The sequence below is a fragment of the Rudaeicoccus suwonensis genome (genome assembly GCF_007829035.1).
Classification (GTDB): domain Bacteria; phylum Actinomycetota; class Actinomycetes; order Actinomycetales; family Dermatophilaceae; genus Rudaeicoccus; species Rudaeicoccus suwonensis.
Genome location: NZ_VIVQ01000001.1, coordinates 1569537 through 1584580, shown reverse-complemented (window position 1 = coordinate 1584580; position 15044 = coordinate 1569537). Strand labels below are relative to the sequence as shown.

13 protein-coding genes are annotated in these 15044 nt (G+C 65.7%); 3 read left to right on the top strand and 10 right to left on the bottom strand.

The window, feature by feature from the left end; all coding sequences use genetic code 11:
* Nucleotides 1-2: 2 nt before the first annotated feature.
* Nucleotides 3-1490 (top strand): nicotinate phosphoribosyltransferase, encoded by a 1488-nt coding sequence (locus BKA23_RS07235; RefSeq protein ID WP_145226803.1) that lies wholly within the window; start codon nucleotides 3-5, stop codon nucleotides 1488-1490.
* Nucleotides 1487-2128: an NUDIX hydrolase gene (locus tag BKA23_RS07230; RefSeq protein WP_145226801.1), complete on the top strand. Its 642-nt coding sequence runs from the start codon at nucleotides 1487-1489 to the stop codon at nucleotides 2126-2128. The genes BKA23_RS07235 and BKA23_RS07230 overlap by 4 nt, the downstream gene beginning before the upstream one ends.
* A gap of 117 nt (nucleotides 2129-2245) precedes the next feature.
* On the opposite strand, the gene BKA23_RS07225 is transcribed toward BKA23_RS07230, so the two are convergent.
* From BKA23_RS07225 to rpsA, 9 genes are all read right to left on the bottom strand, one after another.
* Nucleotides 2246-3697 (bottom strand): MFS transporter, encoded by a 1452-nt coding sequence (locus tag BKA23_RS07225; protein WP_145226799.1) that lies wholly within the window; start codon nucleotides 3695-3697, stop codon nucleotides 2246-2248.
* A complete protein-coding gene (locus tag BKA23_RS07220) occupies nucleotides 3694-4122 on the bottom strand; it encodes a MarR family winged helix-turn-helix transcriptional regulator (RefSeq protein ID WP_145226797.1) in 429 nt (142 codons plus the stop codon). Before BKA23_RS07220 ends, BKA23_RS07225 begins: the two co-directional genes overlap by 4 nt.
* Nucleotides 4123-4222: 100 nt before the next feature.
* Nucleotides 4223-5461 carry a chloride channel protein gene (locus BKA23_RS07215; RefSeq protein ID WP_211841620.1) on the bottom strand — a complete coding sequence of 413 codons (1239 nt, stop codon included), beginning with the start codon at nucleotides 5459-5461 and terminating at the stop codon, nucleotides 4223-4225.
* Between the two features lie 62 nt (nucleotides 5462-5523).
* A complete protein-coding gene (locus tag BKA23_RS07210; protein WP_145226793.1) occupies nucleotides 5524-6594 on the bottom strand; it encodes an ABC transporter ATP-binding protein in 1071 nt (356 codons plus the stop codon).
* A 3-nt stretch (nucleotides 6595-6597) separates the two neighbouring features.
* A complete protein-coding gene (locus BKA23_RS07205) occupies nucleotides 6598-7914 on the bottom strand; it encodes an ABC transporter substrate-binding protein (protein WP_145226791.1) in 1317 nt (438 codons plus the stop codon).
* Nucleotides 7915-7936: 22 nt separating this feature from the next.
* Nucleotides 7937-8833, bottom strand: coding sequence for a carbohydrate ABC transporter permease (locus BKA23_RS07200; protein ID WP_145226789.1), 897 nt, complete (start codon nucleotides 8831-8833; stop codon nucleotides 7937-7939).
* A complete protein-coding gene (locus BKA23_RS07195) occupies nucleotides 8826-9785 on the bottom strand; it encodes a carbohydrate ABC transporter permease (protein ID WP_246104505.1) in 960 nt (319 codons plus the stop codon). The genes BKA23_RS07200 and BKA23_RS07195 overlap by 8 nt, the downstream gene beginning before the upstream one ends.
* Before the next feature lie 83 nt (nucleotides 9786-9868).
* The gene (coaE, locus tag BKA23_RS07190) at nucleotides 9869-11101 is read right to left on the bottom strand and encodes a dephospho-CoA kinase (protein WP_145226787.1); all 1233 of its coding nucleotides are present in this window, start codon (nucleotides 11099-11101) and stop codon (nucleotides 9869-9871) included.
* A 348-nt stretch (nucleotides 11102-11449) separates the two neighbouring features.
* Nucleotides 11450-12949 carry a 30S ribosomal protein S1 gene (gene rpsA / locus BKA23_RS07185; protein WP_145226785.1) on the bottom strand — a complete coding sequence of 500 codons (1500 nt, stop codon included), beginning with the start codon at nucleotides 12947-12949 and terminating at the stop codon, nucleotides 11450-11452.
* 224 nt (nucleotides 12950-13173) lie between these two features.
* Here rpsA and BKA23_RS07180 point away from each other — a divergent pair, with 224 nt between their 5' ends.
* Nucleotides 13174-13971, top strand: coding sequence for a class I SAM-dependent methyltransferase (locus tag BKA23_RS07180; protein WP_246104504.1), 798 nt, complete (start codon nucleotides 13174-13176; stop codon nucleotides 13969-13971).
* Nucleotides 13972-14045: 74 nt separating this feature from the next.
* Here the strand turns inward: BKA23_RS07180 and BKA23_RS07175 are convergent, their stop codons facing one another.
* On the bottom strand, nucleotides 14046-15041 hold the full coding sequence (locus BKA23_RS07175) for a UDP-glucuronic acid decarboxylase family protein (protein WP_145226781.1): 996 nt from the start codon (nucleotides 15039-15041) through the stop codon (nucleotides 14046-14048).
* Nucleotides 15042-15044: the final 3 nt, after the last annotated feature.

Below are 15044 nucleotides of genomic sequence, written 5' to 3'. Positions count from 1 at the left end.
CCATGACCACCAACCGATTTGCACCAGTCGCACCACTGTTCGCCACCGACGCCTACAAGCTCGGCCACATCCAGCAGTACACCCTCGCCGGCGAAGGACGAGTGACCGGCGTCTACGCCAACTACACCAACCGGTCGTCCCTGATCCCGCAGATCGACCACGTCGTGCACTTCGGTCTGCAGGCATTCATCGCCGGCAATCTCGTGGCCGACTTCGAGCCCTTCTTCGCGGCCGACGAGGACGAGGTCTGCTCGCTGTACGAGGAGCGGGTCACCTCGATCCTCGGCCCCAACACGATCGGGTCTGATCACATCCGGGCACTGCATCGCCGCGGGCACTTGCCGTTGCGTTTCTGCGCCGTGCCCGAGGGCACGCTGGTGCCGATCAAGGTGCCGAGCTTCACAGTCGAGAACACCGACCCGGAGTTCTACTGGCTGACCAACTACATCGAGACGGCGCTGTCCGCCGGGGTGTGGCATCCGTCGACCACGGCGACCATCGCGCACAGTTACCGGCAGATCCTGCAGGACTGGGCGACCAAGACCGGCGGCCCCGCGGCGGCGGTCGACTTCCAGGCACACGACTTCTCCTACCGCGGGCAGACCAGTGACCAGTCCGCAGCAGCATCCGGCGCCGGTCACCTGCTGTCCTTCCAGGGCACCGACTCACTGGTGTCACTGGACTGGATCGACCGCTTCTACGGCGGGGAGTATGTCGCAGCGTCGGTCCCCGCCACCGAGCACTCGGTGATGATGGCCGGCATCGCGACGATCGGCGAGCGGGACATGTTCTCCCGCCTGCTGGACCTCTATCCCACCGGGATCGTCTCGGTCGTCAGCGACACCTTCGACCTGTGGCGCGTGCTCACCGACTACCTGCCCACCCTCAAGGACAAGGTCCTGGCACGCAACGGCAGGCTCGTGATCCGGCCCGACTCGGGCAATCCGGCCGACATCCTGTGCGGCACCGACGCCGCCACGGGTGGCGACGGCCCGGTCGAACGCGGTGTGGTCGAGTTGTTGTGGGACATCTTCGGCGGCACGGTGAATGACGCCGGCTACCGCGAGCTCGACACGCACATCGGCGCGATCTACGGCGACTCGATCACCCGGGAGCGTGCCGACGAGATCTGCAAACGTTTGGCGGACAAGGGATTCGCTTCGACGAACGTCGTTTTCGGCGTTGGCAGCTACTCCTACCAGTACGTCACCCGTGACACCTTCGGTTCGGCGGTCAAAGCGACGTGGGCCGAAGTCGACGGGCACGGCTTCGACCTCGCCAAGAACCCGGTGACCGACTCAGGCACCAAGAAGTCCGCGACCGGTCGCCTGGCAGTGCTTCGCGGCGAGGACGGCGAGTTGACCCTGGTGCAGCAGGCGAGCGCCGAGCAGGAGGCCGCATCGCTGCTGCAGCCGGTGTGGCAGGACGGCGAGTTCCTGCAGTTCCAGACCTTCGCCGACGTGCGTGACACGCTGGCCGGCCAGGTATGACGCAGGCCATCATGAACGCCAGTCAGCCTGTGATCAGTGTGGATCCGGTGGCGCTGCGGCATACCGGTGAGGGTGTCGGCGTCGTCCTTGTCGAGCGACAGTTCGCGCCCTTCCGGCACCGCCGGGCTCTCCCGGGCGTGATGCTCGCAGCGGGCGAGAGCGCGCATGCCGCCGCCCTGCGTGGCCTTCGCGACAAGTGTGGTGTGGAGGCCGGCGCCGTGCGCTGGCAGGCGGCCGGACGCTACAACGACGAGCGCAATCGCGACCCGCGCGGGGCGACCATCTCGCTGACCCAGATCCTGGTGCTGGATCCCGCTGCACACGGTTGGGAAGGCACGTGGGCGGTGCCGCTGACAGCCTTGCCGAAGCTGCCGTTCGCGCACAGTCAGATCGTCGCGGACGCGGTCGAGGACCTGCTCGCCCGGTTCTGGGTCGACACACGCGTCATTCCGGCCTTCCTCGGCGCGACCTTCAGCACATTGGAGGTCGCGGTGCTCGCAGAGTATCTGGGAGTCGAGATGAGCCAGGCCAACCTGGCCCGACGGCTGGGGACGATGTTCACCGACACCGGTCGCTCGCAGGTGACCGGCCGAGGACGACCGGCGCGACTCTGGACCACGGAGCCTCCACCGTCCTGAGGCGCACCCCTTCGATGTTCGACGCCAGAGCAGCTGTCACTGCCTTGGCGTCGAATATCGGAAGGCGCTGCTCCCAGCGCCGGCGCCCCGTCCGCATGGCCCGGCGTCACGGTGACCTCAGGAAGCGCCGAGTTCGGCAGCCACCTTGTCCCGCGACCGCGTCGCGAACGACGACGTCACCAGGAATGCCATCACCAGCAGACCAAGTCCGCACCCGAGCATCATGGCCCACGCCGCATGGGTCGCGGCGGGCAGCGCAGTGTTCAGCGGCCCGTCGAGTCCGGCGAACGCCACCGCTGGAAGGACCGCCACTCCGAGCGACGAGCCGACCTGACGACTCGTCGACGCGATGGCCGCAGCCACGCCGGCCTGGCTGCGGGGCATGCCGGAAACAGCGGCATTGGTGATAGGGGCGTTGAGCATGCCGAAGCCGATGCCGAACGCCAGATACGCAAGCCCGAGCAACCATGGTGACGTCGACCCGGTCAGCTGCATCAGCATGAGGGCACTGACACTGATACCGACACCTGCGATCAGCATGGGCAGCCGCGGACCCCGAGAACCGACGATACGACCGGAGACCGGTGCGAAGACGGCTGTTGCCACCGCCATCGGCAAAGTCATCAGACCAGCGTGGAACGGCGTGTAACCCCGAACGTCCTGCAGATAAAGGGTATTCAGGAACAAGAAGCCCGCCATTGCACAGAACCCGATCACCGCACTCACGACCGCGCCGCTGAACGGCACGCTCCGGAAGAACCGTGGATCCAGCAGCGGCTCCTTACGACGACGTTCGACCAGCACCATCGCGACCGCCGACAGTACTGCCGCTGCAAACAAGCCGATCACGGTCGCTGAGGTCCATCCCAGCGAGCGGCCCTCGATGATGCCGTAGGTGACGGTCGCGAGCAGGATCATCACGAGGATCTGCGCCGGCGGATCAAGTCGGCGGGTGTGCTCGGCGCGCGACTCCGGCACGAAGAACGCCGTCAGGATCACCGCAGCGATCACGACGGGCACATTGATCCAGAAGATCGCGCGCCAGCTGACCGCATCGACAAGGGCGCCACCGATGACAGGGCCGAGCGCCATACTCAACCCGATCACTCCGCCCCAGATGCCGATGGCCTGTGCACGAGCCTTCGGGTCGCGAAAAGTGTTGGTGATGATGGACATTGCGACAGGGTTCAGCATCGAGCCGCCGATCGCCTGCAGCATGCGCGCGCCGATGAGCATCCCCGGCGACTGCGACAGCGAGCACAGCACCGAGCCGGACCCGAAGATCACCAGACCGACCTGGAACACCCGACGCCGCCCGATCCGGTCACCGATCGACCCCGACAGCATCAGCAGGCTCGCGAGCACCAACGTATAGGCGTCGACCACCCATTGCAGCTGTGAGGCACTCGTGCCGAGATCGCGTCGGATCGACGGCAACGCGAGGTTGACCCCCGTGCTGTCGATGCCGACGATGAACAGGCTCAGGCAGCAGATCCCGAGAATCAGCATCGCTCGGCGTTTGTCGATCGCTGATGTGGATGAGGCGTGAATGGTACTGGTATCAGTCATTTTTCGGCTCCTTGGCGCATTTTCTCCACCAGTCGGGCAAGTTCTTTCCGCTCGGTCGCCGTCAGCGGCGCTGTCGTCGCGGGAACGACGTCGAGGTCACGAAGCTGTTCCAGCAGCGCGCGCCCCGTGTCGGTGATTCGCACGACCTTGCATCGGCGATCGCGCGGATGCTGCGCACGTATGACGTAGCCACGATTCACCAGATCGGCCACGATCACCGAAGCGGCCGGGGCGTCGATGCCCATGCGCTCGGCGAGTTCGCGCTGTGTGCGATCGGCGTGCTCCAGTCTGCGAAGGACACGGAATCGGCTCCACGGCATACCGATCCGGTCGTCCAGCAGTTCCTGCAGCGAGCTCTTGTTGTCCATGACGAGCGAGAACATCGCCAACCACACCGCGATGGGCGAGGAATTGGTTGTTGGCATACAACCATTGTATACACACAACTATCTGCGCATCAACGTCGAACGATCACCTGACCCGCACGCCTCGCCACCGCCGAGCACAACTCGCGGCCACCCGAGTTCAGCGGCGCATCGGCAACCGGTGCTCGAGCATCCCGACCACAGCGACCGCAACGAAGATCGGCGGCATCAATTGCCATGGAGCGTGCGCGAGTTCGAGCATGAAGACTGCCGCTGTGATCGGCGCGTGCTGAGTTGCCGCAAGCATCGCGGCAGCGCCGACCATGGCGCACACGACCATCGAGGTCGAGCCGAGCACCTGTCCGAGGCCCAGACTCACGAGGGCCCCGATCGCCGCACCTGTCGACATCGACGGCGTGATGAGGCCTCCGACGAGACCCCCACGCAGACACAAGGCGGTGACCAGCGGCTTGGCAATCACCAACAACGCCAGCAGCCCGGCACCGATGGTGCCCGCGCCGGTGACGGTCTGCATGATCCCCTTGCCGTTACCGGTGATCTGTGGAAGCGCAATAGCGACGACTCCGACGGCGCACATCGCCCCCGCCATACGCCATGGCAGATCTCGCGTCGGAGAATCCGGATCACGTGACTTCGCCGCTGCCATCAGCGCCAGCCAGCCCCGGCCGGCAGCCCAGCACAGGGGGCCGGCCAGCACTGCCCAGATCCAGCTGCCGCCGCCGACCCGGTGTGCACCGATCACGTAGGTCGGATCGGAGGAGACCACCGGCCACGCCACCACAACGGCAACCGCGCTGACCACCGCAGCCGTGCCGATCTGGAGCAGATCCGTTGTCAGCAAAAGAATTTCGACAGCAAACGCGGCCCCCGCCAACGGGGTGTTGTAGACGGCTCCGAGACCCGCACCTGCCGCACACGCCAACAGCACCCGACGCTGCGTGGCATCCAGCGCGAGCCACTCCCCCACCCGCACCGCAATCGCACCGGCGAGTTGCCGCGGGGCGCCCTCCCGACCGAGGGAGGCACCGGCACCGACGGCAACGATCTGCAGCACCGCATCCACGGTGGTGCGGGCACCCGGCAAACGGACCTGCTCGTCGCGCAGCGCAGCCGGCACGCTGACGAGAGTCCGGCGCGATCGCAACAGCCACCACGCAGGGGCGATGATCACGCCGGCGATCGTCATACCGATCACCCGCCGTGCCGGCGACGCATGCTCCACACCGACCAGGAAGGTCAGGCTGCCGGTGTAGCCGAAGACGACCCGTTGGACCGCGTGCAGCAACAGTGTCAGTGCGGCCCCGGCAACACCTGAGCCGAGGCCGACGACGACGACTGCCAGCAGGTAACGCGGTGTCACCGTGAGTGGAGACGACACCATTGCGCCGCGCAGGGACCAAGGCCCTGCGCGGCGCAACCGTTTCGACGTGATCGCTTCGTTCAGCGACGGTCACCCGTTTCGGCGTCGAAGATGTGGATCTCCTTCGCGTCCGGAACGATCTGTACGACATCGCCCTGGTCCGGCTTGAGCCGACGGTCACAGCGGACGGTGATCCGTGGGCCGTCCTCGTCGTTCTCGGGCCGTCCATAGACGAACGACTCCGCGCCAAGAGACTCGACGAGTTCGACCCGGAGCGCGACCCCAGCACCGGCACCTTCCAGTGACCAGCTCTCGGGCCGTATGCCGATCGTGACCTTGTCGCTGCCGTCGACCTTGGCACGGTCCAACGGCACACTCGCACCGAGCAGGTCCGCGACACCCTCGTGCACCGACACGTCGAGCAGATTGATCGCGGGTGAGCCGATGAAGCCGGCCACGAAGGTGTTCCGCGGCCGTTCGTACAGCTCCTCGGGAGTGTCGACCTGCTGCAGCACGCCGTCCTTGAGCACCGCGACGCGGTGACCCATGGTCATCGCCTCCACCTGGTCGTGGGTGACGTAGACCGTCGTCACGCCCAGCCGTCGTTGCAAGGACGCGATCTGAGCACGTGTCGAGACCCGCAGTTTGGCGTCCAGGTTCGACAACGGCTCGTCCATGCAGAACACCTTGGGGTTCCGCACGATCGCCCGGCCCATAGCGACGCGCTGCCGCTGACCACCCGACATCTGCCCCGGCTTGCGCTTCAGCAACTGGTCGAGCTCGAGGATCTTCGCGGCTTCGAGCACGCGAGCATGCGCGTCCGCCTTGTTGACCCCGGCATTGCGCAACGCGAATGCCATGTTCTCCTCGACGGTCATGTTCGGGTACAGCGCGTAGCTCTGGAAAACCATTGCCACATCGCGGTCCCGCGGCCGCACACCGTCCTGGTCATGACCGTCGATGAGGATGCGCCCCTTGTCGACGGGTTCGAGACCCGCGAGCATGCGTAGCGTCGTCGACTTGCCGCAACCGGACGGCCCGACCAGCACCAGGAACTCGCCGTCCTCGATGTCCAGCGTGATGCTGTCGACCGACGGCCGGGTGTTGCCCTTGTGGATCCGGCACGCCTCGTCGAAGTAAACGGATGCCATGCGTCAGGACTTCAGCAGCGGCTTGACCTGGCTGTCGTATGCCGAGGTGATGGAGCCGTTCAGCGACTTGAACGTCGAGGTGACATCGGAGCCGGCGACGATCTTGTCGAGCGCCTGGCCGATCATCGCGCCGCCACCCGGCACGAAAACGCGTGCGTAGTCCTGCGGACGGGTGTACGGCAACTGTTTCACTGCGACGTCGTAGCTGGGGTTGGCCGCCAGGTATGCCTTCTCCTGCGGCAATTCCAGCGCCGACTTGCGCACCGGCATGTAGCCGGTTGCCTGGGTGAAGGTGGCGGTGTTGGCCGGGTCGGTCATGAACGCTACGAATTTGGCGGCGTTGTTCTGCCGGTCGGCCGAGATCCCGGACGGGATCGCCAGGCCGGCGCCGCCGGTCGGGCAGGTCTTGACGCCACCCGGCGCCGGGACGAAGCCGACGCCAAGGTCGAAGTTGAGATCTTTGAACCCGCCGAGGTCACCGGTCGACTCCAACAGCACCGCACCCAGTCCGGCACCGAAGTCGCTGGAGGAGTCCGCGGACGTCTTCATGTACTTCGACTTGGCCCAGCCCTGCAGCACATTCGCGGCGTGGATCGTCTTGGGGTCGGTGAACGTCGGCGTCCAGCCCGTGGAGTAGGCGCCGCCATACGACCAGACGATGGATTGGAAGGTCCAATCCAGGTAGTCCGAGCCGTCGTCCAGGATCAGCGCGCTCTTGCCGGAGCCGATCGCAGCCTGCAGCTTCGGCGCCCACGAGGTGAACTCGTCCCAGGACTCCGGGGAGCGGTCCGGGATTCCGGCCTTCTTGAAGACGTTCTTGTTGTAGTAGAAGACGACCGTCGAGCGGGCGTAGGGAATCGCATAGTGCTTGCCCTGATAGAGGTAGTCGGCATACAGGCCGTCCACGTAGTCGGTCGTCGAGAGCCCGTTCTGCTGGAACAACGCACCCACGTCGGCGAATCGGTTGTTCAGGGCGAAGTTGAACCACGTCACGTCCGAGGCGACGACCACGTCCGGCAGGCTGCCACCGGCGAGGGCGGCGTTGAACTTCTGAGCAGCATCCTCGTAGGACTTGCCGGCGTCGGTCAGCTTGACCTTGAGGCCGGGGTTGGCCTTCTCGAAGGCCGCGATGAGCTGCAGCTCGGTGGTCTTGGAGGTGCCAGGGTGATTGCTCCAGAAGTCAATGGTGTTGGAGTTGCCGCCGCCACCTCCGCCGGAAGAACTGGAGGATCCGCCGGTGCCGGCACATGCTGCCAATCCAGTCGCAAGAGCCGCACCACCGGCTGCGCCGAGGAATCCGCGGCGGGTCAATTCAGTCATCAGTTTTCTCCTAGTGAGGGAATCAGCCCTTCACCGCACCAGCGGTGAGGCCCTTGATCATGTGTCGTTGAAGTGCGAGGAACAGGATGAGCACCGGCAACATCGCCAGGACGGTCGCGGCCATGACCGGACCCCAGTTGGTGATGCCGTCGGTTTGTTGCAACTGGGTCAGACCGACCGGCAAGGTGCCGACCCGCTGGTCGTCGGCCATCAGGAACGGCCAGAGGTATTCGTTCCACTCGTTCACGACCGTGATGATCGAGAACGCGATGAGCGTCGGCCACGACATCGGCAGGACGACCCGCCACAGCAGTTTGAGGGGCCCGGCACCGTCGAGCCGGGCGGCTTCGATGATCTCGCTCGGCACCGAGAGAAACTGGTTGCGCATCAGGAAGGTGCCGAAGGCGACGCCGGCCAACGGGATGATGATGCCCTGGTAGGTGTTGCGCCAACCCAACTGGCTGACCAGCGCGTAGTTCGAGATCACGGTGATCTGGTTGGGCACCATCAGCGCCGCGATGATCAGCAGGAACAGCGCAGTGCGCCCGGGGAACCGCAGCAGCGAGAGCGCATAGGCGCTGATGACGCCGAGCACGATCTTGGTCACCGAGAGGATCGCAGTGATGATGATCGAGTTGCGGAAGTAGTCCCAGAAGGCGATCGTCGTCGTCGCCAGGTGGTAGCCGTTGGTGGTGGGGTTCTTGGGCCACCACTGCGCCGGCTGGGTGTAGATGTCCTGGCGCTGTTTGAACGAGGTGATCACGATCCAGAACAACGGCAACGCCACGATCAGGAATACGATCACCATCGCGATGTAGCCCACGACCCGCATGACCGGCCCCGAAAACGTCGCCGCCTCGGCTTGGTGAGCGCCCTTGGCGGGGGCGTCGACGCCTTCGTCCACGATGGTGTCAGTCATTCTTCATGCCTCGATCCATCACACGCACCTGCACGACCGTGATCACCAGCAGGATCAAGAACATGATCGTCGCGATCGTTGCGCCATACCCAGCCTTGTTGTTGACGAAGGTCTCCTCGTAGACCTGGTAGACCATCGTGCTCGTGCCGTACCCCTGCGGCCCGCCCTTGGTCATCACGTTGATGATGTCGAAGACCTGCACGGAGTTCAGCAGCACCGTGATCGACAGGAAGAACGTCGTCGGCCGCAGCTGCGGCAGCAGCACCTTGTAGAACCGGCGCCAGGCCGAGGCCCCGTCGATCTCGGCAGCCTCATCAAGGTCGGCTCGCCGACCCTGCAGCGCCGCCAGGTAGATGACGAAGGTGTAGCCCAGGTTCTTCCAGACGTATGTCGCCGTCACCATCACCAGCGCCCAGTGGGGCTGCTGATAGAAGTCGGGCACGGTCACGCCGACGCGGTGGAAGAGGTCGCGCAGCATGCCGAAGTTCGGGTCGAACACGAACTGGAAGGCGATGCCGACGGCGGCACCGGAGATGACGAAGGGCGCGAAAATGGCCGACCGCACGAGGTTGCGTCCGCGCAGCTTCTGGTCGAGCAGGATCGCCAGGATCAGACCCAGCGCCATCGACAGTCCGACCGTCGCGACCGTGAACACCAGGGTGTTGATGAGCACCTGGTGCGAGTTCGGGTCGTGGAACCAGGTGACGTAGTTCTGGAAGCCAATGTAGTGCGCGACCGGCGCCGAGATGTTCCAGTCGGTGAACGACAACCGGAAGTCGTCCAGCAACGGCCGGTAGGTGAAGATCACCAGCAGCACCAGGTTGGGCAGAAGCAGCGCCGCGGCGAGGATCCACTCGCCATACGGTCGGCCGCTGCGTCGCGGCGCAGGGCCTACCGGAGCAGGCGGACCCGAGCGTGGCGACGCCGACACGGTCTCCGGCGAAGTGGTCACGGTCGCGAAGTCTCACCGATGAGATTCAACACGGGGTGAACATTAGCGCTCGGCACGCTGACACGGGGGTAACTATCGGGTCGCTACGCCGAACCGTTATCGGATGATCCGGCCGCGCCTGCGTGCCATTCCCGGGCACGCTCGAATGCGCTTGCGAGCCACGGAGACTTTGCCGCACTGTAGTCCGATCCCACCGGCTCGCCACCGGGGAAACGCTCCGCGACGGCAAACTTCATCGCCGCGTAGTCATCTCCTTCAGCCGGATGGGCGCGCAACCAGTCGCGGAACATGGGTGCGATCACGGCACCAGGGGTTCCACTCCCGCGCACATGCACGTGGTGCACCACCGCCGGATCACAACCCCCGTAGAAGACCTTCGACCACTGACTCGGGTCCGGCGCCCACGCCTGCGGATCGTCGTGACGCTCGCCGTCGTAGACGAATCCGGCCGCCAGCATGGCCTTCTTGAATTCGGCGGTCTGCGCCAGAGCGAGGTCGTCGACTTCGACCTGCAGGTCGATGACGTCCTTCGCCGGCAATCCAGGAACGCTGGTCGATCCGATGTGCTCGACCGACCGCACCTGCCCGCCGACGCCCGCCTGAGCCAGTTGATGCCTGATGCGAGCCACTGCGCGTTCGCCTTGCGCGGCCCATTCGTCGCGCGGCTGCACGATCTGCACCTGCTGCACTCGCCGCACGCAACGGCCGTCGAGCAGGTTCGAGTTGTATGCCGCAAGCCGGTCCCGCCAGAGAGCATCGACCTGTGCCTGCAGGTCGTCGGTGCTGCCGTGGTTGTGCAGCCAGACGTCGGCAGCAGCCTCACGTTGCGCATGACTCGCCTGAGCGTCGATGCGTGCGCGGGCCTCGGCCTGCGTCATACCTCTGTTGTCCATGAGCCGAGCCAGCCGGGCTTCCTCGCTCGCGTCGACGATCACGACCAGGTGGTATGCCGCGCCCATGCCCAGCTCGACCAGCAGTGGCACGTCGTGCACCAGCACCGCTTCGGGTGGCGCCTGCTCGAACAGTTCGCGCGTCCGTCGCTGGATCAACGGGTGGGTGATGGCCTCCAACTCGCGTCGCGCGGTCGCGTCGCCGAAGACGATCGCGCCCAACGCCGGCCGGTTCAATGAGCCGTCTGTGGACAGGACCTGTTCACCGAAATGTGCTGTGATCTCGTGTAGTCCAGGAGTTCCAGCAGCGACGACCTCGCGGGCGATGAGATCTGCGTCGACCACCACGGCGCCGAGTCGGGCGAGTTCACACGACACCGTCGATTTACCCGCGCCGATCCCGCCGGTCAGCCCGATGCACAACATCCCGCCAGCCTAGGTCCCGTCGCACCGAGCGTCTCGTGCGGACGCTGCGATGGACCGCGCCTACGCCATAAGTCGCCGATCCGGCGACTACGACCTGCCTCCACCCACACAATTCGCCGATCCGGCGGATTCAGTCGGGGGCTCTATGCAGTAGTCGCCGATTCGGCGCCATACGCGTCAGCTTCGCGTGGCGCACCGAAACACGCACCCCGGCACCAACACCCCGCAGCCGAACCGCGGGCCGAACGACGAAGGCCCCCGGAATCGTGATGATTCCGGGGGCCTTCGTGACGTGCTTCCGACGTCAGGTCACAGCTGCGACCCTGGTCAGTCGGGTGTCAGCGGCGATCAGGCGCCGGTGAGCTTCTCGCGCAGCGCGGCAAGCGCCTCGTCCGAGGCCAGCGTGCCCTCGGCCGGGGCCGAGTGCGAGGAGGAGCTGCTCGACGAACCGGCCGACGCCGGGGAGTTGTCGCTGCTCTCCGAGGAGTAGGACGTCGTGCCCGAGGTCGCTGCGGTGGCGGCAGCCTCGGCGTCGTCCTTGCGAGCCTGCTCGATCTGCACCTGGTGTGCCTCGTAGCGGGCGTGCGCCTCGGCGTACTGCTTCTCCCACTTCTCGCGCTGGGTCTCAAAGCCCTCGAGCCATTCGCCCGACTCGGAGTCGAAGCCCTCGGGGTACTTGTAGTTGCCCTGCTCGTCGTACTCCGCGGCCATGCCGTAGAGGGTCGGGTCGAACTCGACCTGGCCGGCGCCGTCCTCGTTGGCCTGCTTGAGGCTCAGCGAGATGCGGCGACGCTCGAGGTCGATGTCGATGACCTTGACGAAGATCTCCTGGCCGACAGTGACGACCTGCTCCGGCAGCTCCACGTGACGCTCGGCCAGCTCGGAGATGTGGACCAGACCCTCGATGCCGTCCTCGACGCGCACGAACGCACCGAACGGGACCAGCTTGGTGACCTTGCCCGGCACAACCTGACCGATCGCGTGGGTGCGGGCGAAGTGCTGCCACGGGTCTTCCTGAGTCGCCTTCAGCGACAGCGAGACACGCTCGCGGTCCATGTCGACGTCGAGCACCTCGACGGTGACCTCGGTGCCGACCTCGACGACCTCGGACGGGTGGTCGATGTGCTTCCAGGACAGCTCGGACACGTGGACCAGACCGTCCACGCCGCCCAGGTCGACGAACGCACCGAAGTTGACGATGCTGCTGACGACACCAGAGCGGACCTGGCCCTTCTGCAGCTCCTTGAGGAACGTGGTGCGGACCTCGGACTGGGTCTGCTCGAGCCAGGCGCGACGCGACAGGACCACGTTGTTGCGGTTCTTGTCGAGCTCGATGATCTTGGCCTCGATCTGCTTGCCGACATACGGCTGCAGGTCGCGCACGCGACGCATCTCGACGAGCGATGCCGGCAGGAAGCCGCGCAGGCCGATGTCGAGGATGAGGCCACCCTTGACGACCTCGATGACGGTGCCGGTGACGACGCCGTCTTCTTCCTTGACCTGCTCGATGGTGCCCCAGGCGCGCTCGTACTGTGCACGCTTCTTGGACAGGATGAGGCGGCCTTCCTTGTCCTCCTTCTGGAGAACCAGAGCCTCGACCTCGTCGCCGACCGCAACGACCTCAGACGGGTCGACGTCGTGCTTGATGGACAGCTCGCGCGAGGGGATGACGCCCTCGGTCTTGTAACCGATGTCGAGCAGGACCTCGTCCCGGTCGACCTTGACGATGACACCTTCGACGATGTCTCCGTCATTGAAGTGCTTGATCGTCGCGTCGATCGCGGCGAGCAGCTCCTCCTCCGATCCGATGTCGTTGACAGCGATCGGCGAGGTGGTGGTGGCAGTCATGTAGTAGGAAACCTTTGGTGGACACTTGATGATGGACAGTGATCCCGGCGAGGATCATGGTCCGAGGACCGATGAGGGCCGGGTACGCACACATGTGCGCCTTCTCACCCTACCGATATGTCTATAGCCGGGTCAAAGTAGTCTCATATCGCCGGCCGGGCAGCGCTCATGGCGCCACCCCGACCACCGCAAACGCATCATCACCGAGCCGCAGGAGACCCACCGTGGACGAGTTCGGCGTCGGCCATCGCGACACCGGACCTGCCGAGACCCGCGCGGCGAACCGCCGGTGGTGGGACGCGGAGGCAGCGCCGTACTACCTCGAACACGGTGACTTCCTCGGCGACGAGGCCCTGGTGTGGGGTCCGGAAGGTCATCAGGAAAGCCGGCTGCACCTGCTCGGCGACGTCCGCGGCCGCCGTGTGCTGGAGATCGGTGCCGGTGCGGCACAGGGCGCCCGTCATCTGGCCAGGTGCGGTGCACAGGTCGTCGCCACGGACCTGTCTCACGGAATGCTGCGGCAGGCACAGGCGATCGACGCCGGCAACGCCCACGGCATACCTCTTGTGCAGTGCGATGCGGTCGAGTTGCCGTTCGCCGCGGACTCGTTCGACATCGTCTTCACCGCGTATGGCGCGGTGCCCTTCGTCGCCGACAGCGCCGCGCTGATGCGGGAGGCCGCTCGGGTGCTGCACGAGGGCGGCAGGTTCGTCTTCGCCACCACGCACGCGATCCGTTGGGCTTTCCCGGACGTCCCCGGCGCCGAGGGCCTGACCGCGCACTGGTCGTATTTCGACCGCACGCCGTATGTCGAGCAGGACGATGACGGCAACGCCACGTATGTCGAACACCATCGGACGACCGGCGACCGGGTACGAGAGATCCATGCGGCAGGGCTGCGACTGGTCGACCTCGTCGAGCCGGAGTGGCCCGCCGACAACCTGAACGAGTGGGGTGGTTGGAGCCCTACGCGGGGCGCCGTTCTGCCCGGCACGGCAATCTTCGTCACCGAACGCAGCTGACGCCGATCGGTCCGACTGTGCGCAGATGACACGAACGACACGGAGCAACCGGCGCCGGCACTCTCGCGGTGGTGTCAGACCGACGGATCGGTGCGCGTGAGGATCTGCTCCGTCGCAGCGGGGCTGAGCACCGGGGTGCGGAGCTCGTTGGTGCGGAACCAGTCGATCGTGCGCAACAACGCATCCTCGATCTGCACCTGCGGCTCCCAGCCGAGCACCTCGTGGGCGAGCGTCGCATCGGGGCGACGGACCGTCGGATCGTCCACGGGCCGCTCGATGTGTGTGACCGGGGAGCCCGATTCGGCGAGCTTCACGATCCAGTGCGCCAGGTCGATCATCGAGATCTCGTGCGGATTGCCGATGTTGATCGGGCCGGGATGGTGCGCGGCAGCCATCGCCAGGATGCCCTGCACGAGGTCGTCGACGTAGCAGATCGACCGGGTCTGCAGTCCGTCACCGGCAACGGTCACCGGTTCACCGGCCAGCGACTGACGGATGAAGTTCGGTATGGCGCGACCATCGTTGGGTCGCATGCGTGGGCCGAAGGTGTTGAAGATGCGCACGATCGCCGTATCGACCCCGTGGGTATGGCGATATGCGAGCGTCAGCGCCTCGGCAAAACGCTTCGCCTCGTCATAGACCCCGCGCGGGCCTACCGGGTTCACGTGGCCCCAGTAGTCCTCCCGCTGTGGGTGGACCTGAGGATCGCCATACACCTCAGAGGTCGAGGCCAGCACGAACCGGGATCCCTTCACACGGGCCAGGTCCAAGGCGTGCTGGGTGCCCAACGAGCCCACCTGCAGAGTCTCGATCGGCAGCCGCAGATAGTCGACTGGTGATGCCGGACTGGCGAAGTGCAGCACCAGATCGACCGGACCGTCGACCGGCGCCCCGGTCGTGAGGTCCTGCTCGATGAGGTCGAACCGACCAGTGCTGTGCAGGTGCTCGACGTTGGCGGCGGAGCCGGTGCAGAAGTTGTCGAGCGCCACGACGTCCGCACCACGGGCAACCAACTGTTCGCACAGATGCGAGCCGAGGAAACCGGCGCCACCTGTGACGACTGCGCGCATGAG